This window comes from Janthinobacterium foliorum (assembly GCF_978021625.1).
Genome location: NZ_CDXDQE010000004.1, coordinates 43,635 through 65,180, shown reverse-complemented (window position 1 = coordinate 65,180; position 21,546 = coordinate 43,635). Strand labels below are relative to the sequence as shown.

Sequence of the window (21,546 nt, the reverse complement as noted above, 5' to 3'; positions counted from 1 at the left end):
GCGAAATGCGGGGGCCGGACCCGCAGGGTCCGGCCCCCGCATCACCGTTACCGCGGCACGATGAAGACCGCGTTTTCCCGCACATGCAGCGACGGGTCGTCCAGCGATTGCAGCTCGATGGCGATCTTGTTCGAGCCCTTCTCGCCCACGCCGTGCGGCACGCGCAGGCGGATGGGCCAGCCCAGGGTTTCCGTCGGCTGCAGGGTCACTTCGTCGCGCGTCAGCAAGGTCAGGCCCGGCAAGCCGGAGACGCTGATTTTAAAATGCTGGCTTTGCTCCGAGGTGTTCATGATCTGCAGACGGTAAACGTTCTCGATCATGCCATCTTCCACTTCGCGTCCCATCGAGCCGCGGTCGCGGATCACGTCCATTTTCAATGGCGTGCGCAGGGCCAGCGAGGTACACACGGCGATGATGATCAGGGCCAGGATGGACGTGTAGATCAGCACGCGCGGCCGCATGGCGCGCCGGCGGATCTGCTGCGAATTGAAGTTGTTCTCCATCGCATGGTCGGTACTGTAGCGTACCAGTCCGCGTGGCCGGTCGACCTTGTCCATCACGCTGTTGCAGGCATCCACGCAGGCGGCGCAGCCGATGCATTCATACTGCAGGCCATTGCGGATATCGATGCCGGTCGGACACACCTGCACGCACAAGGTACAGTCGATGCAGTCGCCCAGCTTGTCGTTGTTGCCGGCCTTCTTGCTCAGCGCGCCGCGCGGCTCGCCTCGCTTGGCATCGTAGGTGATGATCAGGGTGTCCTGGTCGAACATGGCGCTCTGGAAACGCGCGTAGGGGCACATGTATTTGCACACCTGCTCGCGCAGCCAGCCCGCGTTGCCATAGGTTGCCAGGCTGTAGAACAGGACCCAGAACCATTCCCAGGGACCGAAGTTCAGGGTGGTCACCGAATGCGCCAGTTCCTTGATCGGCGTGAAGTAGCCGACGAAGGTAAAGCCTGTCCACAGGGCGATGGCGCCCCACACCACGTGCTTTGCCGTCTTCTTGAAGGCCTTGCGCAGGGACGGGCCCTGCTTGTCGAGGGCCATGCGCGCGCTGCGCGTGCCCTCGATCTTGCGTTCGACCCACAGGAAGATTTCCGTGTACACCGTTTGCGGACAGGAAAAACCGCACCACACCCGCCCGGCAATGGCCGTGACGAGGAACAATAAATACGCACAGATGATCAGCAGGGCCGCCAGGTAGATGAAATCCTGGGGCCACAGCACGACGCCGAAAATGTAGAACTTGCGCGTGGTCAGATCGAACAGCAGGGCTTGCCTGCCATTCCATGTCAGCCACGGCAAGCCGTAGAACGCAAGCTGGGTAAGCCAGACGCATACCCATCGCCAGGTAGCGTAGCGTCCTTTGGCCTCGCGAGGGTAGATTTGCTCGCGGGCCGCATACATCTTGATGACTTGAGGTTCCATTGTTTACTTCGCGGGCGCCTGCGGATTCGACAGGCTCCAGACATACGCCGACAGCACGTGGACCTTCGATTCGCCGAGGAAGTCGCTGAAGGCCGGCATGGTGTTGCTGCGTCCCTTGCGGATGGTTTCCATGATGGTATCGGCGCTGCCGCCATACAGCCAGGTCTTGTCCGTCAGGTTCGGCGCACCGAGCATCTGGTTACCCTTGCCATCGGCGCCGTGGCAGGCCATGCAGGCGCCGAACTTGGCCTTGCCCAGCACCGACTTGACGGGGTCCGAGGTGGAACCGGACAGGCTCAGCACATAATGGGCCACGTTCTCGACATCCTTTTCCGAACCGAGCGCGGCGCCCATCGGCGGCATCTGGCCGTTACGGCCGTGCATGATGGTGGTCTTGATGATGTCGGGTTCGCCGCCATACAGCCAGTCCTTGTCCGTCAGGTTGGGGAAGCCCTTGTTGCCGCGCGCATCCGAACCGTGGCACTGCGCGCAGTAAGTCAGGAACAGACGCTGGCCGATGGCTTGCGCCTGCGGATCGGCGGCCACCGTTTTCAGGTCCTGGCCCAGGTACTTGTTGAACAGGGGGCCGTAGTCGGCTTCCGCCTTCTTCAGCTCTTCCTCGTACTGGCCCGTCGATTTCCAGCCCAGGCTGCCGGCATAGTTGCCCAGGCCCGGATACAGGAACAGATAGGCCAGCGCGAAGACGATGGTGATGTAGAACAGCCACATCCACCAGCGCGGCATCGGCGTATTGAGTTCCTTCAAGTCCTCGTCCCAGACGTGGCCCGTGGTGCCGTCGGCGGGGGCGCCGGCCGGCACTTTCACTTTCGATTGCGAGTACAGCAGCACGCCGCAGCCGATGATGCCCAGCAGGGACAGCACGATGATGTAGATATTCCAGAAGCCATTGGTAAAGTCAGCCATGGTTGTGCTCCTTCGCCAGGTTCATCTCGGCCTCGGCCGGATAGTCGAGCGCGTCGTCGGCGAACGGCAGGCGGGCCGCCGCGTCGAAGTCGCTATTGCTGCGGCTGAACGTCCACCACAGGATGCCCACGAACGTCGTAAAGGAAACCACCGTCATGACGCTGCTGGCGCTGTCAAACAGGTTGTCGATTGCCATGCTAATTCCTTGTTTTGATTAATGTACCGAGGCCTTGCAGATAGGCGACCAGGGCGTCTTCTTCCGTCTTGTCCTGCAGCTGCGCGGGGCCGGCGGCGATTTCTTCATCGCTGTACGGCTGGCCCAGGCGCTGCAGGGCGCGCATCTTCGGCATGATCTCGTCAGGCGCCAGCTTGGTCTTCGCCAGCCAGGGGTAGGCCGGCATGTTCGACTCGGGCACCACGTCGCGCGGGTTGTTCAAGTGCGTGCGGTGCCATTCGTCGCTGTAGCGCGCGCCCACGCGGGCCAGGTCGGGCCCCGTGCGCTTGGAACCCCACTGGAACGGCCGGTCGTAGACGAACTCGCCGGCGACGGAATAGTGGCCATAGCGTTCCGTTTCCGCGCGCAGCGGACGCACCATCTGCGAGTGGCAGTTGTAGCAGCCTTCGCGCACGTAGATGTCGCGGCCCGCCAGGCGCAGCGGCGAGTACGGCTTCAGGCCGGCGACGGGTTCCGTCGTGCTCTTCTGGAAGAACAGGGGGACGATCTCGACGGCGCCGCCGATGCTGATCACCACCGTGACCAGGGCGATCAGCAGCCAGGGGTTTTTCTCAATCCATGCATGTGAAAATTTCATTTGCTCTTGCTCCTATCAGGCGTGCGCCGCGTTCAGTTCCGGAATGCGGGCGACGGGGAGTTTGCTGCCGCGCAGGGTCATCCAGGTGTTGTAGCCCATGATGCACATACCCGACAGGTACAGCAGGCCACCGGCCACGCGCACCACGTAGTACGGATACGTGGCTTTCACGCTTTCCACGAAGGTGTAGGTCAGGGTGCCGTCCGGATTGACCGCGCGCCACATCAGGCCCTGCATCACGCCGGCGATCCACATGGCGGCGATGTACAGCACGATGCCGATGGTGGCCACCCAGAAGTGCACGTCGACCAGGCGCGTGCTGTGCATCTGCGTGCGGCCCGCCAGGCGCGGCAGCAGGTAGTAGATGGAACCCATGGTGATGAAGCCCACCCAGCCCAGGGCGCCCGCATGCACGTGGGCAACGGTCCAGTCGGTGTAGTGCGACAGCGAGTTGATGGTCTTGATCGACATCATCGGACCTTCGAAGGTGGCGATGCCGTAGAACGACAGCGAGACGATCATGAATTTCAGGATCGGATCGGTGCGCAGCTTGTGCCAGGCGCCCGACAGGGTCATGATGCCGTTGATCATGCCGCCCCAGCTTGGCGCCAGCAGGACCAGCGAGAAGACCATGCCGATCGATTGCGTCCAGTCAGGCAATGCCGTGTAGTGCAGGTGATGCGGGCCCGCCCACATGTAGGTGAAGATCAGCGCCCAGAAGTGGACGATGGACAAGCGGTACGAGTACACGGGGCGCTCGGCCTGTTTCGGGATGAAGTAATAGACCATGCCCAGGTAGCCGGCGGTCAGGATGAAGCCCACCGCGTTATGGCCGTACCACCACTGGATCATGGCGTCCTGCACGCCCGCATACGCGGAATACGATTTGGTAAACGAGGCTGGCATGACGGCGCCATTGACCACGTGCAAAATCGTCACGGCCAGGATGTAGGCGCCGAAGAACCAGTTGGCCACGTAGATGTGCTTGACCTTGCGCTTGATCAAGGTGCCGAAGAACACGATGGCGTAAGCGATCCAGACGACGGCGATGAGGATGGCGATAGGCCATTCCAGTTCCGCGTATTCCTTGCCGCGTGTCATGCCCATAGGCAGGGTGACGACGGCGCACAGGATCACCGCTTGCCAGCCCCAGAAGGTGAAGGCGGCCAGCTTGTCGGAAAACAGGCGCACCTGGCAGGTGCGTTGCACCACGTAGTACGAAGTGGCGAACAGGCCGCAGATGCCGAAGGCGAAAATCACCGCGTTCGTGTGCAGCGGACGCAGGCGTCCGTATGTCAGCCATGGTATGTCGAGGTTCAGGGCAGGCCAGGCCAGCTGAGCGGCGATGATAACGCCAACCAGCATGCCGATGATGCCCCATACCACAGTAGCGACCGCGAATTGCTTCACGATCTTGTAGTTATAGTTCAGCGATTGATCCACAAAGACTCTCCCTGGAATTACTATTTATGATGGTGGCCAGAGAGTAAGTGTTTGACCGCTAAAAAACTTTGATGTGGATCAAAATTCCCCAGATGAAATAAGCGTAGTTAACTGGCATCAAAATAAAACGCGATTCAGGTAAAAAAAGCCATGCAAGATCCCTGCAAGACGGGCCGGATGGGGGACAAAAAAACGCTGCCGGCGATGCCGCAACGGCGCTTGCCGGACTGGCAAAATCAAGGGGGCGGCGCGTCGCCGGGGGCCGGCTTGGCGGTCGCGTCATCGTCCTGCAGCACGCGCAGGCCCGGTCCTACCAGGTCGTCGAACTGGCCGCTGTCCGAGGCCGTGAAATACACCCACAGGGCGATGAAGACGACGATGACGCTCAAAGGGATGAGGAGGTAGAGGGCTTCCATTACATTTTCCGCAGGCGCAAGGCATTGGCGATGACGACGGCCGAACTGGCGGCCATGCCGACGCCGGACAGCCACGGGTTCAAATAGCCCAGCGCGGCGGCCGGGATGGCGGTCAGATTGTACAAGGTGGCCCAGCCCAGGTTTTCGCGGATGATGCGCATGCTGCGCGCCGCCGTCTTCGCCGTGTCCAGCACGGAAACCAGCTGGCTGGAGAGCAGCACCGTATCCGCATGCGCTTGCGCCAGCGCGGCGCCGGAGCCCATGGCGAAGGAGACGTCGGCCGCGCTCAGCACGGCCGCGTCGTTGATGCCGTCGCCCACCATCGCCACCACGGCGCCCGTCGCCTGCAATTGCTGCACGAAGTCGAGTTTTTCATCGGGCAGGCATTCGCCGCACGCCGTGGCGATGCCCACTTCCGCCGCCACGCTTTGCGTCAGCGCTTCCTGGTCGCCACTGAGCAGCACCACCTGCTTGCCGCGCCGGTGGAAATACGCGACCACGTCAGCCGCTTCCGGGCGCAGCGCATCGCTGAGCAGGAAGCGCGTCAGCCAGCGTCCCTGCGCGCCCAGGTACAGCGGCGTCATGCCCTGCATGCCGACGGCCGTGTCGCCCAGCGGCGGCCCGGCGATGGCGGCGACAAAGGCCGCATTGCCCAGGCGGTAGCGCACGCCGTCGACGACGCCTTCCAGACCCTGGCCCTGCACTTCCTGCAACTGCTGCGCATGCGCGCGCGCGCGGTCGCCTGCCGCCGCCAGGATCGCCTGCGCCAGCGGATGGGCGCTGCCCGCTTCCAGCGCGGCGGCCACTTGCAGGCAGGCGTCATCGTCCATGCTGCCCAGCGCTTCGGTTTGCCGCAGCACGGGCCGGCCCAGGGTCAATGTCCCCGTCTTGTCGAAGACGATATGGGTGGCGCGGTGCAGGGTTTCCAGCACGTGGGGCTGGACGATCAGCACGCCGCGCCGCAGCAGGCTGTCGGTGGCGGCGGCCAGCGCCGTCGGCGTCGCCAGGGAGAGTGCACAGGGGCACGAGACGACCAGCACGGCAATGGCCACGGGCCACGCCTGCGCGGGATCGTGCCAGCTCCAGAAGGCGAACACGGCGACGGCAAACAGCAGCAGGCCCAGCACGAACCAGGCGGCCACCTTGTCCGCCCATTGCGCGATCTGCGGCTTGCCGCTGCCGGCCCGCTCGATGAGTTTTAACAGGTCGGACAGGGTGCTTTCGCGCGCCGGTTTCAGCACGCGCAGGATGAGCGCCGCGCTGGCGTTGATGGCGCCGCCCGGCACGCGCTCGCCCGTTTTTCTGCGCTGCGCCGCGCTTTCGCCCGTCAGCAGTGATAAATCGAGCGCGCTCGTGCCCTCGATGATGACGCTGTCGGCAGCGATCGCCTCGCCCGGTTTGACGAGGATGATGTCGCCCACGGCCAGGCTGCCGGCCGGCACCAGGGTGGTGGCGCGGCTGTCCGGGAAGCCCGCCATCAGCGACGCCGAGGCGGGCAAGGCGTGCTGCAGGCGCTCCAGCGCGGAGGCGGCCTTGCGGCGGGCCTGCAGCTCGAAATAGCGGCTGCACAGCAAGAGGAAGATGAACATCGTGGCCGAGTCGTAATACACCTCGCCGCGGCCCGTGAACGTCGCCACCACGCTGCCGAAGAAGGCCGCGAGGATGCCCAGCGCGACGGGCACGTCCATGCCCAGGGTGCGCGCGCGCAGGCTGGTCCAGGCGCCCTGGAAGAAGGGCATGGCGGAATAGCAGATGGCAGGTAGCGTCAGCAGCAGGCTGGCCCAGCGCATCAGGCTGGCCATGCTGTCGTCCAGGGTGCCATCCTCGGCGGCCAGGTAGGACGGGGCCACGTACATCATCACCTGCATCATCGACAGGCCGGCCACGAACAGCTGGCGGCCCAGGGTCTTGCTGGCTTGTTGCAGGCGCTCGCCATGGCGCACGGCGTCATACGGATAGGCCGTGTAGCCGACTTGCCGCACGGCTTGCAGGATGTCGCCCGGCTCGCAGTCGGCGCGGCTCCAGCGCACGTACAGGCGCTCCGTGGCGACGTTCAGGCTGGCCGCCTGCACGCCGGGCAAACGCGTCAGCTGGCGCTCGATCAGCCAGACGCAGGCGGCGCAGCGGATGCCTTCGACGGACAGGGTTGCTTCGCAGCTGCTGGCGTCACGCGCGAATTGCGCATCGTCATTGCTGTACAGGCGCAATTCGGGCGGCACCATGGCGGCGCCGGCCGCGTTGACGGCGTATTCGTCGCGCTCGCGGTAATACGCGCTCTGGCCGATGTCGACGATGGTGTGCGCCACCGCTTCGCAGCCGGGGCAGCACATGGCGCGCGGCACGTCGTCGATGGTGACGTTCCAGCTGGAGCCTGAGGGCACGGGCAGGCCGCAATGGAAGCAGGCGGCTGGTTGTAGTACAGCATTCATAAGTTTGTTTTCATGCGTCTGTTCATGGATGGCCCGTGACGCACAGGGCGTCGAGCCAGCCCAGCGACACGCCATTGGCGGCGCGCAGCAAGCCCAGCACGCCAAAGCCCAGCACCAGCGCGCCGCTGGCGATGCGCACGGGACGGCGCTGCAGCTGCGCGCGCAGGCGCGTGCCCAGCAGCCCCATGCCGAACAGCATGGGCAAGGTGCCCAGGCCAAAGGCACCCATGGCGGCCGCGCCATGCAGGGCCGAGCCTTGCAGCATGGCCGTCAGCAGGGCGCTGTAGACCATGCCGCACGGCACCCAGCCCCACAGCCCGCCCACGGCCAGCGCCTTGAAGACGGTATCCATCGGCATCAGGGGTTTCAATAAAGGGCGCACGCGGCGCCAGATCACGTTGCCTGCCGCCTCCAGATGGGCCAGGCCGCGCCAGGCGTTCATCAGGTACAGGCCCAGGGCAACGAGCATCAGGTTGGCCAGCCAGTAGCCGGCCACTTGCAGGGTGGCGATTCTCAGCATGCCGGCGCCGGCGATGCCGCCCGCGACAGCACCGGCCAGCATGTAGCTGGCGATGCGCCCGCCGTTGTAGGCCAGCACGCGCAGCGCATTGGTCTGCACGCTTGTCTGCCATGCCGGGCGCGCCACGGCGATGGCGATCACGGGGCGCGCGGGCGCCGCTGGCGTGCCACCGCCCAGCGACAGGGCGCCGACGATGCCGCCGCACATGCCGATGCAGTGCACGCTGCCGGCCAGGCCGACCATGAACAGCGGCAGGAAGCTCAGGGCATTCATGGGGCGGTGCTACACGGTTTTCGAGTAGCGCAGCGGCTGCGGCGCGTCCGGCGTGGCGCTGGCGCGGGCCAGGGTCAGGTAGCGGTCGAAGACCATGCAGATATTGCGGATCAGCAAGCGCCCTTTCGGCGTGACCGTCAGCCAGTCTTCCTCGATCACCAGCAAGCCGTCGCGCGCCAGTTCGCGCAGCTTTTCCAGTTCGCTGGCGAAGTAGCTGCGGAACTGCACGGGGTGCGCCTGTTCGATGGTGGCGATCGATAATTCGAAATTACACATCAGCATCTGGATGATGATACGGCGTAGCAGATCGTCCGTATCGAGCTTGATGCCGCGCGCGATGGGCAGCACGCCTTCATCGAGTTTTTCATAGTAGGCGTCCAGCGTTTTTTCATTCTGGCTGTAGACGGCGCCGACGGAGCTGATGGCGGACACGCCGCAGGCGATCAGGTCCGCTTCCGCCCGCGTGGAATAGCCCTGGAAGTTGCGGTGCAAACGGCCCTGGCGCTGCGCCACGGCCAGGTCGTCCGTGGGCTTGGCGAAATGGTCCATGCCGATGTACACATAGCCGGCGGCCGTCAGGCGCGCGATGCACAAACCCAGCATGGCCAGCTTGGTGGCGCTGTCGGGCATGTCGGCGTCGAGGATGCGGCGCTGCGGCTTGAACAGGTGCGGCATGTGCGCGTAGTGGTACAGGGCGATGCGGTCCGGGCTGGCGGAGATCACCTTGCGCAGGGTTTCCGTCATCGTCTCCAGGTTTTGCTTGGGCAAGCCGTAGATCAGGTCGATGCTGATCGAGCGGAAGCCGGCGTCGCGCGCCGCCTGCATGATGGCCACCGTTTCCGCTTCCGGCTGGATGCGGTTGACGGCTTTCTGCACGTCGTCGTCAAAGTCCTGCACGCCCAGGCTGATGCGATTAAACCCTTGCGCGCGCAGCGAGAACACGCGTTCGCGCGACACCGTGCGCGGGTCGATTTCGATGGAGTATTCGCCATCTTCATCGGCGGCGAACTCGAAATGCTGGCGCAAATGCAGCATCAGTTCGTCCATCTGTTTTTCGCTCAGGTAGGTGGGCGTGCCGCCGCCGAAGTGCAGCTGCTCGATCTGGTTCATGCCGGCAAACAGCTTGCCCTGCATGGCGATTTCCTGTTTTAAATAGCTGAGATAGGTGGCTGCCTTGCTGCGGTCTTTCGTGATGATCTTGTTGCAGGCGCAGTAGTAGCACAGGGTGTCGCAGAACGGCACGTGCACATACAGCGACAGCGGGCGGCGGCCGCCGCGCATGCGCAGGGCGGCCAGCGCTTCGAGGAAATTGCCATAGCCAAAGTCCCCGTTGAAACGGTCGGCGGTGGGATACGACGTGTAGCGCGGGCCGGACTGGCTCATCTTGCCGATGATGACCGGGTCGAATTCGACGACGGCGTCCAGTTCGGCGGAAGCACTGCTGAGTAGTGTAGGCATGATGTGTTTTAATTCTTGAAAAGTTTAGGCGGCCAGGCGTTTCAGGCCGGCGCTCTTGCCGGTATTCGCGGCACCGGATTTGCCGCCGGGCATGGCGACGCGGCGCGGCGGCGGCATCTTGCCGAAATTGAACAGGCTGACGGCTTGCGACAGGCTGGCCGCCTCCTCCGCCAGGCGCGTGGCCGCCGCGGCCGCTTCTTCCACGAGGGCCGCGTTCTGCTGCGTCACCTGGTCCATGTGGGCGATGGCCTGGTTGACCTGGTCGACGCCGATGCTCTGTTCGCGCGAGGCGATGGAGATTTCCTGCATGATGGCCGTCACCTGCTTGACGGAGCTGACCACCTGCTCCATGGTGGCGCCGGCGCGGTTCACCTGCTGCATGCCGGCGCCCACCTTGCCGACGGAAATTTCAATCAGCTGCTTGATGTCTTTCGCTGCCACCGACGAGCGCTGTGCCAGGTTGCGCACCTCGCCCGCCACCACGGCAAAGCCCTTGCCCTGCTCGCCGGCGCGCGCCGCTTCCACGGCCGCGTTCAAGGCCAGGATGTTGGTCTGGAAGGCGATGCCTTCGATCAGGCCGATGATGTCGACGATCTTCTTCGACGAGGTGTTGATTTCATCCATGGTGGTGATGACGTCGGAAACGATCTCGCCGCCCTGCACCGCCACTTTCGAGGCGGCCACGGCCAGCTCGTTCGCCTGCACGGAATTGTCCGCGTTCTGTTTCACGGTGGACGAGAATTCCTCGATGCTGGAGGCCGTTTCTTCCAGGCTGGCGGCCTGCGATTCCGTGCGGCCCGACAAGTCCATATTGCCGACGGCGATCTGCTTGGTGGCCACGGCCATGGTTTCCACGTTGATGCGCACGTCGCGGATGGTAGCGATCAGGTTGCTGTTCATTTGCTGCAGCGCGCGCAGCAGCTGGCCCATTTCATCCGTGCTGTCCGTTTCGAAACTGCCCGACAGGTCGCCGGCGGCAATGGCCCGCGCGCCGTTCAGGGCCTTGCCCAGCGGCTTGAGCACGGACATGCGCAAGGTGTACCAGAGGAAGACGTTGATCAGGAAGCCGAACAGGGTAGCGCCGAAGATGGCGTAATTGGTGATCTCGCCGCCGGCGGCGAACAGGCTGATGATGCACACCAGCAGTTGCAGACAGTTGACGATGGAGGTGGCGGCCCAGATGCGCAGGTTCAGCGACATGTGGGTCAGGCTGTGCAGCAGGTGCGCCAGGCCCGGCCGCACGATCTGTCCGTTCTTGATGACGATATTGCCGCCTTCCTTGTTGCGGATGGCGGCGTACGCTTCTTCGGTGGCCTTGACCTGGTCCTTGTCGGCCTTCACGCGCACGGACATGTAGCCGACGGTCTTGCCCGCTTCGCGGATGGGCGTGACGTTGGCGCGCACCCAGTAAAAGTCGCCGTTCTTGCAGCGGTTCTTGACCAGGCCCGTCCATGGCGTGCCCGCCTGGATCGACGCCCACAGGTCGGCAAACGCCTCGGCCGGCATGTCCGGGTGGCGCACGATGTTCTGCGGCGAACCGAGCAGTTCAGCCTCGCTGAAGCCGCTGACCTGGCTGAAGTACGGATTCACATACACGATATTGCCGTTCATATCCGTTTTCGACACGATGGCCTGATCGTCCAAGACGAGGACTTCACGGTTAGTCACTGGCAAATTTTGGCGCATGGTCGCGGCTTCCTGATCAGTTAAATAAGCAATTGGTGAGTAAGACTTGCACGATTGCAAGAACGGAGATCAGTGTAAGGAGTCGCCAACGCAAATTTATTGATGTAGATCAAAATCCTCCAGATTGGTCGTGCTTGCACGTATTTAACGATAGCAATGCGGCATGTTTTACGGCGGGCTGCCGTGCGCTAGTCGCTGCCCGCCGTCAGCGGCCGCAGATTGCCCACGGCGTAGCCTTGCGCGTAGTCGATGCCCAGCTCGCGGATGACGGCCAGGGTGGCGTCGTCTTCCACGTATTCGGCCACCGTTTTGAGGCCCATCACGTGGCCCACTTCATTGATGGCCTTGACCATGGCGCGGTTGATGGCGTTGCTGGCGATGTCGCGCACGAAGACGCCGTCGATTTTCAGGTAGTCGACGGGCAAGGCCTTCAGGTAGCCGAACGAGGAAAAGCCGCTGCCGAAGTCGTCGAGCGAAAATCGGCAGCCGAGCGCCTTGAGCTTGTGCATGAAGGCTTGCGCCTTGGGCAGGTTGGCGATGACGGCCGTTTCCGTGATTTCAAAGCAGATCTGTTCGGGGGCGATCGCGTAGTGCACGAACTGCGCCGTGATGTAGTCCTGCAAGCCCGTATCGGCCAGCGAGACGCCCGACAGGTTGATCGAGTACAGGGCCGGCGCGCGGCGCCGGCTTTCCGTCATGGCCTCGATGGGCGGCAGGCTGTCGCGCACGCTCTGGATATGGTGGCAGACGGCACGGATCACCCAGCGGTCGATGGACAGCATCATGTCGTAGCGTTCGGCGGCGGGAATGAAGGCGCCGGGCAGGATCAGGTCGCCCTTGCTGTTGCGGATGCGGATCAGCACCTCGTCGTGGAATTCCGGCTGGTCGTGCAGGTGCACGATGGGCATGGCGTACAGGCGGAAATAATCGTGCTCGAAGGCTTCGTTCAGGCGTGAAATCCACAGCATTTCGCCATGCCGCTGCGCCAGCATGACGTCGGACTCCTGGTACACGTGAATGCGGTTGCGCCCCTGTTCCTTGGCCAGGTAGCAGGCCTGGTCGGCCGCGCTCAGCAGCTCGCTCATGGACTTGCTGTCCTGGTTGATTTCCACGATGCCGATGCTCACGCCCAGCTCGAAGCTGCGTTCGCCCCAGGCGAAGCGGAATTCGCGGATGGACTGGCGCAGTTGCTCGCCGATCAGGCGCGCGTGGTCGAGCGGGCAATGCGGCAGCAGCACGCCCAGTTCATCGCCGCCCAGGCGCGCCAGGATGTCGCTGTCGCGCATCTGTCCCTGCAGCATCTTGGACAACAGCTGCAGCAGCACGTCGCCGGCGCCGTGGCCGCAGGTGTCGTTGATGACCTTGAACTGGTCCAGGTCCAGGTACAGCAGCGCATGCACATGACCCTCCTGCTTGGCCGTGTGCAGGGCGCCGGCCACCAGGTGCTCGAATTCGCGCCGGTTGATCAGGTTGGTCAGGGTATCGTGCGTGGCTTGCCAGGATAGTTGCTGGGTCAGCTTGCGTTCATGGCTGACGTCGCGGAACACGACCACGGCGCCGAGGATGTCGCCCTCGCGCGACCAGATGGGGGCGGCCGATTCCTCGACGGCGATGCGCCGTCCGTCGCGCGTGATCAGCAGGGTATGCATGGACATGCCGATGGCCTGGCGCTGGCGCAGGCACCTGATGGCCACGTGTTCGAGCGGCTGACCCGTGTGCTCATCGATGAGGTGCAAGGTGTCCCCGATGTCCAGGCCTTCGGCCATCTGGCTGCTCCAGCCCGTCAACTGCTCGGCCACCCTGTTCAGGTAGCGCGTCTTGCCGAACGGGTCGGTGGTCATCACGCCGTCGCCGATGGAACTGAGCGTCACCTCGGCCAGTTCCTTGCGCTCGGCGATCATCAGCTCGCGCGCCATGTGTTCCGTGATATCCCAGATGATGCCCAGGGTGCGCTCCGGATGGCCGGCCGCGTCCATGAATACTTGCGCCTTGGCCGCCAGCCAGTGTTCGCTGCCGTCGGGCCAGACGACGCGGTATTGCAGGGCGTAGCCGTCGCGCTGGCGCACGCCTTCCTGCAGCACGCTGACCACCTTGTCGCGGTCGTCCGCGTGCACGCAGTCGAGAAAGGCGCGGAACGCATGCGTGAGCGGGCGCTCTTCCATGCCCAGCAGGGTGGCGCCCTTGGCCGACCAGCTGACCGTGCCATCGATGACCTGGCCATGGACGATGCGCGAATCCCAGATTGCCATGTGCGCCGCTTCCAGGGCCATCTGCAAACGTTTCTGCTGGTCGCTCATCATCCCCTCCCCGTCTGGATACGGGTATAGATGCCTGCGCGGCGTTTAAGTTCCCGCCACCTCGCCGGGCGTGGCCGCCGCGGCGCGCGCCACGTCGCGCACGTTCTTTTGCACGGCCACGGCAGCAAACAGGCTGAGCAGGAATGCCATGGCATAGAAGCCCTTTTCGCTGTTCTGCAAGGTGGCGTTCCACAGTCCCACCGTCAGCAGCAGCAAGGCCAGCAGCACGGAAATCCAGCACAGGCCGAAATAGATGCCCGTCACGGCGATGCCTTCGCTGCGGTCGCGCACGGATTTCTGCAGCGAGATGGCGGCGAACAGGCCGTAGGCGAGGATGGTGAAGTAATAGCCCTTCTCGTTGAGCGCCATGCCGGCGTTCCACAGACCGGCCAGATAAGTCAGGATGCCGATCAGCAGGGCCAGCCAGGAGGCACCGATAAAGGCACTGCTGGGACGTTGGAAGGAAGTCGTCTGCATAGGGTCTCCATGGGCGGGCAGGCGCCGCCGGCATGGCCGGGGCGGCAGGCACGGATGCGCCTGCCGCCTCATCAGACCAGAAAGCCTATTTGCGCGACTTGATCATGCGCAACAAAGCCGAGACGGCCGTGACGCCGGCCAGCACCAGGCCGCCGGCGATGACGCCCGCCACCGCATTGATCAGGCTGGGCGTGATGGCGGCCAGCACGGGACCGACGAGGGCCACGCCGCCGACGGCCACTTCCACCTGGTGCAGCATGGCGCTGGCCCACGGCCAGCCGTGCGTCAGAATGCCGCCGCCCACCATGAACATGGCCAAGGTGCCCACCACGGAGAGAAATTTCATCAGCTTCGGTGCCGCCGAGACCAGCATGCGGCCAAACGCCCGCACGCCCTGCATCAGCGCGCCCGCGCCCTTGCGCGCGGACAGGTAAAAGCCCGCATCGTCGAGCTTGACGATGCCGGCCACCAGGCCGTACACGCCCACCGTCATGATGATGGCGATGCCGACGACGACGGCCACCTGCTCGGCGAAGGTGGCCGCAGCCACCGTGCCCAGCGCGATGACGATGATTTCCGCCGACAAAATGAAATCGGTGCGGATGGCGCCCTTGATCTTGTCCTTTTCCAGCGCCACGAGGTCCACTTGCGGGTCGCGCAGCGCCTGCGCCAGTTCGGCCTTGTGGCTGTCGTCCGGATGCAGGTATTTATGGGCGAGCTTTTCAAAGCCCTCGAAGCACAGGTAGGCGCCGCCCACCATCAGCAGCGGCGTGATGGCCCATGGGGCAAACGCGCTGATGGCCAGCGCGGCCGGCACGAGGATGGCCTTGTTCTTCAGCGAACCGACGGCGACGGCCCACACCACGGGCAATTCGCGCTCGGCGCGCACGCCAGCGACTTGCTGCGCGTTCAGGGCCAGGTCGTCGCCCAGCACGCCGGCCGTTTTCTTGGCGGCCACCTTGGTCATCAGGGAAACGTCATCGAGGATGCTGGCGATGTCGTCGAGCAGGGCCAGCAGGCTGGAGCCGGCCATCTCAGCGGGCTCCCACGGGGAAGGCAGGGAAGGTCCGGGCTAGGAAAGTGTTGTTTTTCATGATGTTATTCTTGGTTGTACGGCAAGGAAAAGCGCAGCGAGGGCGTGACACCGATCTTACCCCAGGGATGGCCGGCAGGCCCGCACTGGCCGGGGTAAAATTGCTAATCATCATTTTTTTGGACGCCGCATGCCCTTCGCCACCTGGATCACCTTTGTCATCGCCGCTTCCATCATCGCCGTCTCGCCCGGTTCGGGCGCCGTGCTGTCGATGTCGCACGGCCTGTCGTACGGGGTGAAAAAGACCAGCGCCACCATCCTCGGCTTGCAGCTGGGGCTGCTGGTCGTGCTGGCCATCGCCGGCGCCGGCGTGGGGTCCTTGCTGCTGGCATCCGAAGTGGCGTTCAACATCGTCAAGACGGTGGGCGCGCTGTACCTGATCTACCTGGGCCTGTCGCAGTGGCGCGCCAAGGTGGCCGTGGCGGGCGACCTGCATGCGGCCGCCGTGCTGCCCTCGGGCCGCCGGCGCGTGCTGACGGGTTTCTTGACCAATGTGACGAATCCGAAAGGCATCATCTTCATGGTGGCGGTGCTGCCGCAGTTCATCAGCCCCACGGCGCCGCTGCTGCCGCAATTGCTGATCCTGGCCGTGACCATGTGCACCATCGATCTGATCGTGATGCACAGCTACGCCTTCCTGGCCTCGTCGATGCAGCGTTTTTTCCGCGATGCCCGCGCCGTGAAAAAGCAGAACCGCTTTTTTGGCGGCCTGCTGATGGCGGTGGGCGCGGCCTTGTTCTTCGTCAAGCGGGGCAGCCACGCAGCGTCCTGAAACAGGACAAAATGCAAACATTTGTAAGCCCGCTTGCGGTGCCGGCCCGATAGGACTGTAATCGGGCTGCAGTCTACCTTTCATCCCTGTCCGTCCTGCCTGGAGCGCGCCATGCGTCCGACCCTGCCCCTGCCCCTGTTGAAAACCCTCTGCGCCGTGCTGCTGTCGTCGGCATGCAGCTGCGCCCTGGCGCAGGACCCGCCCGCCCGCGTTGGGCGCATTTCCACCGTCGAAGGCCAGGTGCTGGTGCGCGCCGGCGATGGCGAGGCGCAAAACGCCTTGCTGAACTGGCCCGTCACGACGGATAACCGCCTGAACACCATGCGCGGCGCGCTGGCCGAGTTTCGCGTGGGCGGTGCCGCCGTGCGCCTCGATGGCGATTCCGAGCTGGAAGTGAGCGAGCTCGATGACGACAGTTTTCGCCTGCACCTCGGCTATGGCAGTGTCAGCGTGCGCGTGCGCAGCCCGGACGCGCTGCGCGGTCTGGAATTGACCACCGCCCAGACCCGCGTGACGCTCACCGAACCTGGCTGGGTGCGCATCGATGCGCAACGCCAGCCCGGCACCAGCGTCGTCAGCGTGCTCGAAGGCGCGGCGGACGTGGATGGCACGACGGCCAGCATCACCTTGCGTGCCGGCAAGCGCGCGGAATTGACGGACGACGAGCTGCGCACGGGCGCCCTGCAGCGCGTGGCCTTCGACAACTGGCCCGAAGCCTTGCCCGTCGCCACGCCGGCCTTGCGCTATGTCACGGACGATACCACCGGCTATGAAGAGCTGGACCGCTACGGCGCCTGGCAGGATGACGCGGAATATGGCCCGCTGTGGCTGCCCAGCACGGTGCCGTTGGGCTGGGCGCCGTACAGCGACGGGCGCTGGACCTGGATCGCCCCATGGGGCTGGACCTGGGTCGACAATGCGCCGTGGGGCTATGCGCCGTCGCATTACGGCCGCTGGGTGCTGCGCGGCCAGCGCTGGGGCTGGGCACCGGGACGCGACCGCGCGCGCGTGCCCTGGGCGCCGGCGCTGGTGGGCTGGGTCGGCGGCAACCATGGGCCAGCTGCCGGGTCCAGCCACGGCCAGCGCCCTGGCGTGGGCTGGTTCCCCCTCTCGCCGCACGACCGCTACGTGCCTGGCTACCGCGCCAGCAGCGACTATGAGCACCGCCTCAACCGCTACGCCGATGGCCGCCGTCCCGTGGCGGGCGAGCGCGAACGCCGCGAAGGCATGAGCATGCTGCCCGGCGATCGCTTTGGCGGGCAGCGCACGGTGGACGTGCCGCGCCGCAACCGCACCACCCTGCCGCCGCCCGTCATGCAAAGTTTGCCCTTGAGCACGGCGCCTCCGCCAGCGGGCAATTGGCAGCGTCCCACCGAACGGCCGCGCACGGACAGTGGCCCCCGTGGGCCGCGCGACTGGGTCCACCGTCCTGGCCGCCTGCAGACGGACGATGGCCAGGCGCACGTGGCGCCCCGCCCTGCGCTGCCGTCCCAGCCAGCACGGCCGCCGATGCCGGCGATGCCGGATAGGCCGCCGCAACCCGCGCCGCCGCCGTCGCCGCCCGTGCCATCGCCGCCCGTGATGCCGTCCATGCCCGTCTTGCCACCGGTGCAAGACCATGTGGCGCGCCAGCCCGTGTGGCGTGGCGACGAGCGCCAGCGCGACGAGCGTCCGCGCGTCGAACGGGCGCCGCAGCGTCCCGCCATGGAGCGCCCGGCCATGGAACGGCCGGCCGAGGCCCCGCGCCGCGACGATGGCCGCTGGGAGCGCGAGCGCAGCGAACGCAGTGCGCGCCGCGAAACGCTGCAAACGGCCCCGCCACCGGTAGCGGCGCCGCGTCCGGCGCCGCAGCCGATGCCGGCGCCCGCTGCCCGCCCCGCGCAGGAAGTGCGCACGGAACGTGCCAGCCCGCCGCGTGAACGCGGAAACGAGCGCGGCAATGAAAGGAACAGCGAGCGCGGCAGCGTCGGCCGTAATGGCCGGGAGCAGGTATCGGACCGCTGACGGCCGCCGTCATCATCCCGCCTGGTCGCGCCAGGGCGGCGCTCATGCCGCCAAAGCGGCAGTTCGTCACATGCCGGCGGCACGGCGGCACTGTTTTGTCTACAGTGGCGTGATTGCGGAACAGCGCAATCCTTGTGGTGCGAGAGCATCAATTTTCCGGCTATTTTGTTCAAACGAAATAGTTTTCGCCAGCTGATCCAGCTGGCTTTTTTTTTCCGCCGCGCCGGCGCCACGGCGCGGGGCGCAGCCGCCCCCAAAGTTGGCTACAATACGCTTTTATGCAGCCGTCGCGCGATGTACGCTGCGCCGCCTGTCCTGACCGGCACTGATTGGAATTTCCATGCAAACCACCCCTCCCACCGAACACGTCATTCCTCCCAGCGAATCGCTGATCGAATATCCAAGCGACTTTCCCATCAAGATCATGGGTCCGACGCATGTCGACTTCGCCCCGACCATGCTGGAACTGGTCATCAGCCACGATCCGACCTTCCACGCGGGCCGCATGGAAGAGCGTCCATCGGGCAAGGGCAACTACACGGGCCTGACCGTCACCGTGCGCGCCATCAGCCGCGAGCAGCTCGACGCCCTGTACACGGCGCTGTCGGGCCACCCGATGGTCAAGATCGTCATGTAAGCAGCGCGTCCTGTGCCTGGAAGGCGGCGATTTCGTCGTGCAGCCAGGCGCGGAAGGCGCGCACGGGCTGCCTGTCCGCCACGGCGGGCGGGCTGACCAGGTAATAGCTGTCGGCACTGGGCGCGACCGTCCCGAACAGGCGCACCAGGCGCCCTGCGGCCAGCTCCTGCAGCACCACCACATGGCGCGCCAGCGCCACGCCGTCGCCATCGATGGCCGAACGTATCAGCATCGACAAATCCTCGTACAGCACCCCGCCCGCCGGTTCGGACAGCGGCAAGCCCGCCGCCGCCAGCCACGGCTGCCACGGTTCGATCGAGCGCAGCAAGGTTGCGTGCGCCAGGTCGGCCGGCGTGGCCGGCAGCTGGCCGCCCCGGTAGCGGGGACTGCAGACGGGATAGTAGACATCGCCCATCAGCGGCTGCACCAGCAAGCCCGGATAGTGGCCGCGGCCGAAGCGGATGCCCACGTCGATGCCTTCGGCGGCCAGGTCCTGCAGGCTGCCGCTCGTCTGCAGCACCACTTCGATGCCCGGATGGCGCTCGATGAAATGCCCGAGGCGCGGCGCCAGCCAGCGCGCCGCAAACGAGGGAAGCGAGGTGATCGTCAGGCGCGTGCTGGCCGCGTCCGGGCGCGCGGCCTGCGCCGCCGTGGCGATGTCGGCAAAGGCCTTGCCCAGCGCCAGGGCGAATTGCCGCCCCTGCGGCGTGACCGTCACGTGGCGGCCGTTGCGCTGGAACAGCACGGTGCCCAGTTCCTCTTCCAGCTTGCGCACCTGGTGGCTGATGGCGCCGTGCGTCACGTGCAGCTCATCGGCCGCGCGCGAAAAATTGGCGTGGCGGGCGGCCGCCTCGAAGGCGCGCAGTGCTGAAAAATTAGGCAATCTGGACATGGCGTTTGTTGTGAGTAAAATTCACCAGAATACCGAATATAACTCGTTTTGACGGGACAGCGCGGCGCCGTATGATGAATCCTGTTCACTTATCCACAGGAAGGCCCGCCATGTCCCTCATTCTGTATGTCGACCGCAACCGCATCAGCCCGTACACCTTTTCCACCTTCGTCGCGCTAAGCGAAAAACAGATTCCATTCACCGTGCGCGAGGTCGACCTGGACGCGGGCGCGGCGCGCCAGCCGCCCTTCAGCCGCCTCAGCCTGACGCAGCGCGTGCCGGCCATCGAGCACGACGGTTTTATCCTGGCGGAATCGAATGCGATTGCCGACTACCTCGACGACGTGTTCGGCGCGCCCGCCTATCCCTCCGTGCTGCCGCGCGGCGTGCGCCAGCGCGCGCGGGCGCGGCAGGTGCAGGCGTGGCTGCGCAGCGACTTGCTGGCGCTGCGCAACGAGCGCGATTCCACCGTCGTGTTTCACCCAGCCCCGGCCGCGTTCGCGCCCTTGTCCGCCGAAGCGCAGGCGGCTGCCGCCAAGTTGCTGCACGGCGCCGGCGCACTGCTGCAGGGCGAGCACCTGTTTGGCGCCTGGAGCATCGCCGACACGGATCTGGCGCTGATGCTCTTGCGCCTGATCAAGAGCGGCGCGCCCGTGCCGCCCGCTTTGCGCGCCTATGCGCTGGCGCAGTGGCAGCGCGCTAGCGTGCAGCAATGGCTGGCGGGCGTGCCGCTGCCGCAACGGGCTTAGTCAGCCGCCACACGAGGGCAAATGCCATGCTGGCCGCCGCCGTCACCCACAGCAGGGGCTGTTCCGTGCCGTCCGTGATGGCGGCGATGATGGCGCCGCAGGCGGCCGTGATGGCCATCTGCACGAAGAAGAACAGGCCCGAGGCGCTGCCCGCCTGGGCGCCGTACGGCTGCAGCACGGCCAGCTGGCAGGCGGGAATGGCCATGCCCACCGACACCATCACCAGCAGCATGGGCGCCACCAGCGAGGCCACGTACTGCGGCGCCATGCTGCCCGCCAGCAGCAGGCTGGCCGCGCCCGCCACATTCAGTGCCACCGCCACGCCCAGCAGGCAATCGGCGCCCAGGCGCGGCCCCAGTGCACGGAACAGGCTCGATCCCGCGATATAGCCGCTGACCGTCAGGGCGAACACCAGCGCATACGCGCCGGACGACAGCTGCATGCCCCGTTGCAGCAGCACGGACGATTCCGCGATGAACGGGAAATACGTGCAATACACGCAGCCGATGGCCAGCGCATAGCGCAGGAAATACCGGTCGCCCAGCAGGCGCCGGTACAGCGCCAGGGTATTATTTTGCGGCACGCTATCGGCGGGCCTGGTTTCCGGCACGTATGCGGCGATCAGCCACAGCGACAGCGCCCCCAGCGCGCACAGCACGCCAAACACGGCGCGCCAGCCGAATGCGGCATCGAGCACGCTGCCGGCCAGCGGCGCCAGGATCGGCGACAGGCCCATCATCATCGAAATGCGTCCCAGCATGCGCGCCTGGGTGGCGGGATCGAAACGGTCGCGCACCATGACCCGGCCGATGATGGTGCCGCTGCAGCCGCCGAACGCTTGCAGCAGGCGCGCGGCGATCAGCACGTGCACGTCGGAGGTCACGGTGCAGACGATGCTGGCGAGCACAAAAATGCCCGTGCCGGCCAGCAGCACGGGGCGGCGTCCCCAGCGGTCGGCCAGGGGTCCGCAGGCCAGCATCGAGGCGGCCGAGCCGGCCATGAACAGGCTCAGGGTCAGTTGCAATTGCGCATCGCTGGCATGCAGGGCATCGGCCATGGCCGGCAGTGAGGGCAGATAAATGTCGATGCTGATGCGCGACAGGCAGACCAGCAGCAGCACGATGCCGCCCCAGGCCCATAAGGCAAGTTGTTTCTGCATGATTGGTAGACGTTTCCTTGGCGTGCGCCCCGCTGGCGCACCAGAACGGTGAGAGTAAAATGTTTGTGGTGTAAT

General features: G+C 65.3%; 19 protein-coding genes. 4 read left to right on the top strand and 15 right to left on the bottom strand.

From position 1 onward, the window contains the following. Positions 1–47: 47 nt before the first annotated feature. The 13 genes from ccoG to ACZ92H_RS10500 all read right to left on the bottom strand — a co-directional run bounded on the left by ccoG (position 48) and on the right by ACZ92H_RS10500 (position 15,198). The gene (gene ccoG / locus ACZ92H_RS10560; protein WP_131374943.1) at positions 48–1,430 is read right to left on the bottom strand and encodes a cytochrome c oxidase accessory protein CcoG; all 1,383 of its coding nucleotides are present in this window, start codon (positions 1,428–1,430) and stop codon (positions 48–50) included. A 3-nt stretch (positions 1,431–1,433) separates the two neighbouring features. Next, a complete protein-coding gene (ccoP, locus tag ACZ92H_RS10555; protein ID WP_465049293.1) occupies positions 1,434–2,354 on the bottom strand; it encodes a cytochrome-c oxidase, cbb3-type subunit III in 921 nt (306 codons plus the stop codon). Further along, on the bottom strand, positions 2,347–2,550 hold the full coding sequence (locus tag ACZ92H_RS10550; protein WP_131374947.1) for a cbb3-type cytochrome oxidase subunit 3: 204 nt from the start codon (positions 2,548–2,550) through the stop codon (positions 2,347–2,349). The genes ccoP and ACZ92H_RS10550 overlap by 8 nt, the downstream gene beginning before the upstream one ends. 1 nt (position 2,551) lies before the next feature. Then, positions 2,552–3,166 (bottom strand): cytochrome-c oxidase, cbb3-type subunit II, encoded by a 615-nt coding sequence (gene ccoO / locus ACZ92H_RS10545; RefSeq protein WP_131374949.1) that lies wholly within the window; start codon positions 3,164–3,166, stop codon positions 2,552–2,554. A 15-nt stretch (positions 3,167–3,181) separates the two neighbouring features. Beyond that, positions 3,182–4,609, bottom strand: coding sequence for a cytochrome-c oxidase, cbb3-type subunit I (gene ccoN, locus ACZ92H_RS10540; RefSeq protein ID WP_034752511.1), 1,428 nt, complete (start codon positions 4,607–4,609; stop codon positions 3,182–3,184). Between the two features lie 236 nt (positions 4,610–4,845). Beyond that, positions 4,846–5,025: a cbb3-type cytochrome oxidase assembly protein CcoS gene (ccoS, locus tag ACZ92H_RS10535; protein WP_131374951.1), complete on the bottom strand. Its 180-nt coding sequence runs from the start codon at positions 5,023–5,025 to the stop codon at positions 4,846–4,848. Beyond that, positions 5,025–7,454: a heavy metal translocating P-type ATPase gene (locus ACZ92H_RS10530; protein ID WP_465049292.1), complete on the bottom strand. Its 2,430-nt coding sequence runs from the start codon at positions 7,452–7,454 to the stop codon at positions 5,025–5,027. The genes ccoS and ACZ92H_RS10530 overlap by 1 nt, the downstream gene beginning before the upstream one ends. A gap of 22 nt (positions 7,455–7,476) precedes the next feature. Beyond that, entirely contained in the window at positions 7,477–8,247 is a 771-nt protein-coding gene (locus tag ACZ92H_RS10525) for a sulfite exporter TauE/SafE family protein (RefSeq protein ID WP_465049291.1), read from the bottom strand. Between the two features lie 9 nt (positions 8,248–8,256). After that, complete coding sequence (gene hemN, locus ACZ92H_RS10520) at positions 8,257–9,705, bottom strand: oxygen-independent coproporphyrinogen III oxidase (protein WP_465049290.1); 1,449 nt, start codon at positions 9,703–9,705, stop codon at positions 8,257–8,259. A 24-nt stretch (positions 9,706–9,729) separates the two neighbouring features. Continuing rightward, a complete protein-coding gene (locus ACZ92H_RS10515; protein WP_131374959.1) occupies positions 9,730–11,391 on the bottom strand; it encodes a methyl-accepting chemotaxis protein in 1,662 nt (553 codons plus the stop codon). Positions 11,392–11,579: 188 nt separating this feature from the next. Further along, complete coding sequence (locus ACZ92H_RS10510; protein WP_465052355.1) at positions 11,580–13,691, bottom strand: EAL domain-containing protein; 2,112 nt, start codon at positions 13,689–13,691, stop codon at positions 11,580–11,582. Positions 13,692–13,733: 42 nt separating this feature from the next. Next, positions 13,734–14,165 (bottom strand): inner membrane protein YiaA, encoded by a 432-nt coding sequence (yiaA, locus tag ACZ92H_RS10505; RefSeq protein ID WP_465049288.1) that lies wholly within the window; start codon positions 14,163–14,165, stop codon positions 13,734–13,736. 85 nt (positions 14,166–14,250) lie between these two features. Next, positions 14,251–15,198 carry a DUF808 domain-containing protein gene (locus ACZ92H_RS10500; protein WP_131374965.1) on the bottom strand — a complete coding sequence of 316 codons (948 nt, stop codon included), beginning with the start codon at positions 15,196–15,198 and terminating at the stop codon, positions 14,251–14,253. A gap of 190 nt (positions 15,199–15,388) precedes the next feature. Between ACZ92H_RS10500 and ACZ92H_RS10495 the strand changes: the two genes are divergently transcribed. From ACZ92H_RS10495 to ACZ92H_RS10485, 3 genes are all read left to right on the top strand, one after another. Beyond that, a complete protein-coding gene (locus ACZ92H_RS10495) occupies positions 15,389–16,030 on the top strand; it encodes a LysE family transporter (protein ID WP_131374967.1) in 642 nt (213 codons plus the stop codon). A 111-nt stretch (positions 16,031–16,141) separates the two neighbouring features. Beyond that, positions 16,142–18,034, top strand: coding sequence for a DUF6600 domain-containing protein (locus tag ACZ92H_RS10490; RefSeq protein ID WP_465049287.1), 1,893 nt, complete (start codon positions 16,142–16,144; stop codon positions 18,032–18,034). 340 nt (positions 18,035–18,374) lie between these two features. Beyond that, positions 18,375–18,671, top strand: coding sequence for a DUF493 family protein (locus ACZ92H_RS10485; protein WP_092799075.1), 297 nt, complete (start codon positions 18,375–18,377; stop codon positions 18,669–18,671). Here ACZ92H_RS10485 and gcvA read toward each other — a convergent pair. Next, positions 18,664–19,563 carry a transcriptional regulator GcvA gene (gene gcvA / locus ACZ92H_RS10480; RefSeq protein ID WP_465049286.1) on the bottom strand — a complete coding sequence of 300 codons (900 nt, stop codon included), beginning with the start codon at positions 19,561–19,563 and terminating at the stop codon, positions 18,664–18,666. The two genes, ACZ92H_RS10485 and gcvA, sit on opposite strands and share 8 nt — an antisense overlap. A gap of 110 nt (positions 19,564–19,673) precedes the next feature. On the opposite strand from gcvA, the gene yfcF reads away from it, so the two are divergent. After that, a complete protein-coding gene (yfcF, locus tag ACZ92H_RS10475; RefSeq protein WP_465049285.1) occupies positions 19,674–20,312 on the top strand; it encodes a glutathione transferase in 639 nt (212 codons plus the stop codon). Here yfcF and ACZ92H_RS10470 read toward each other — a convergent pair. After that, positions 20,263–21,471 (bottom strand): multidrug effflux MFS transporter, encoded by a 1,209-nt coding sequence (locus ACZ92H_RS10470; protein ID WP_465049284.1) that lies wholly within the window; start codon positions 21,469–21,471, stop codon positions 20,263–20,265. The genes yfcF and ACZ92H_RS10470 overlap by 50 nt on opposite strands. Between the last annotated feature and the right edge of the window lie 75 nt (positions 21,472–21,546).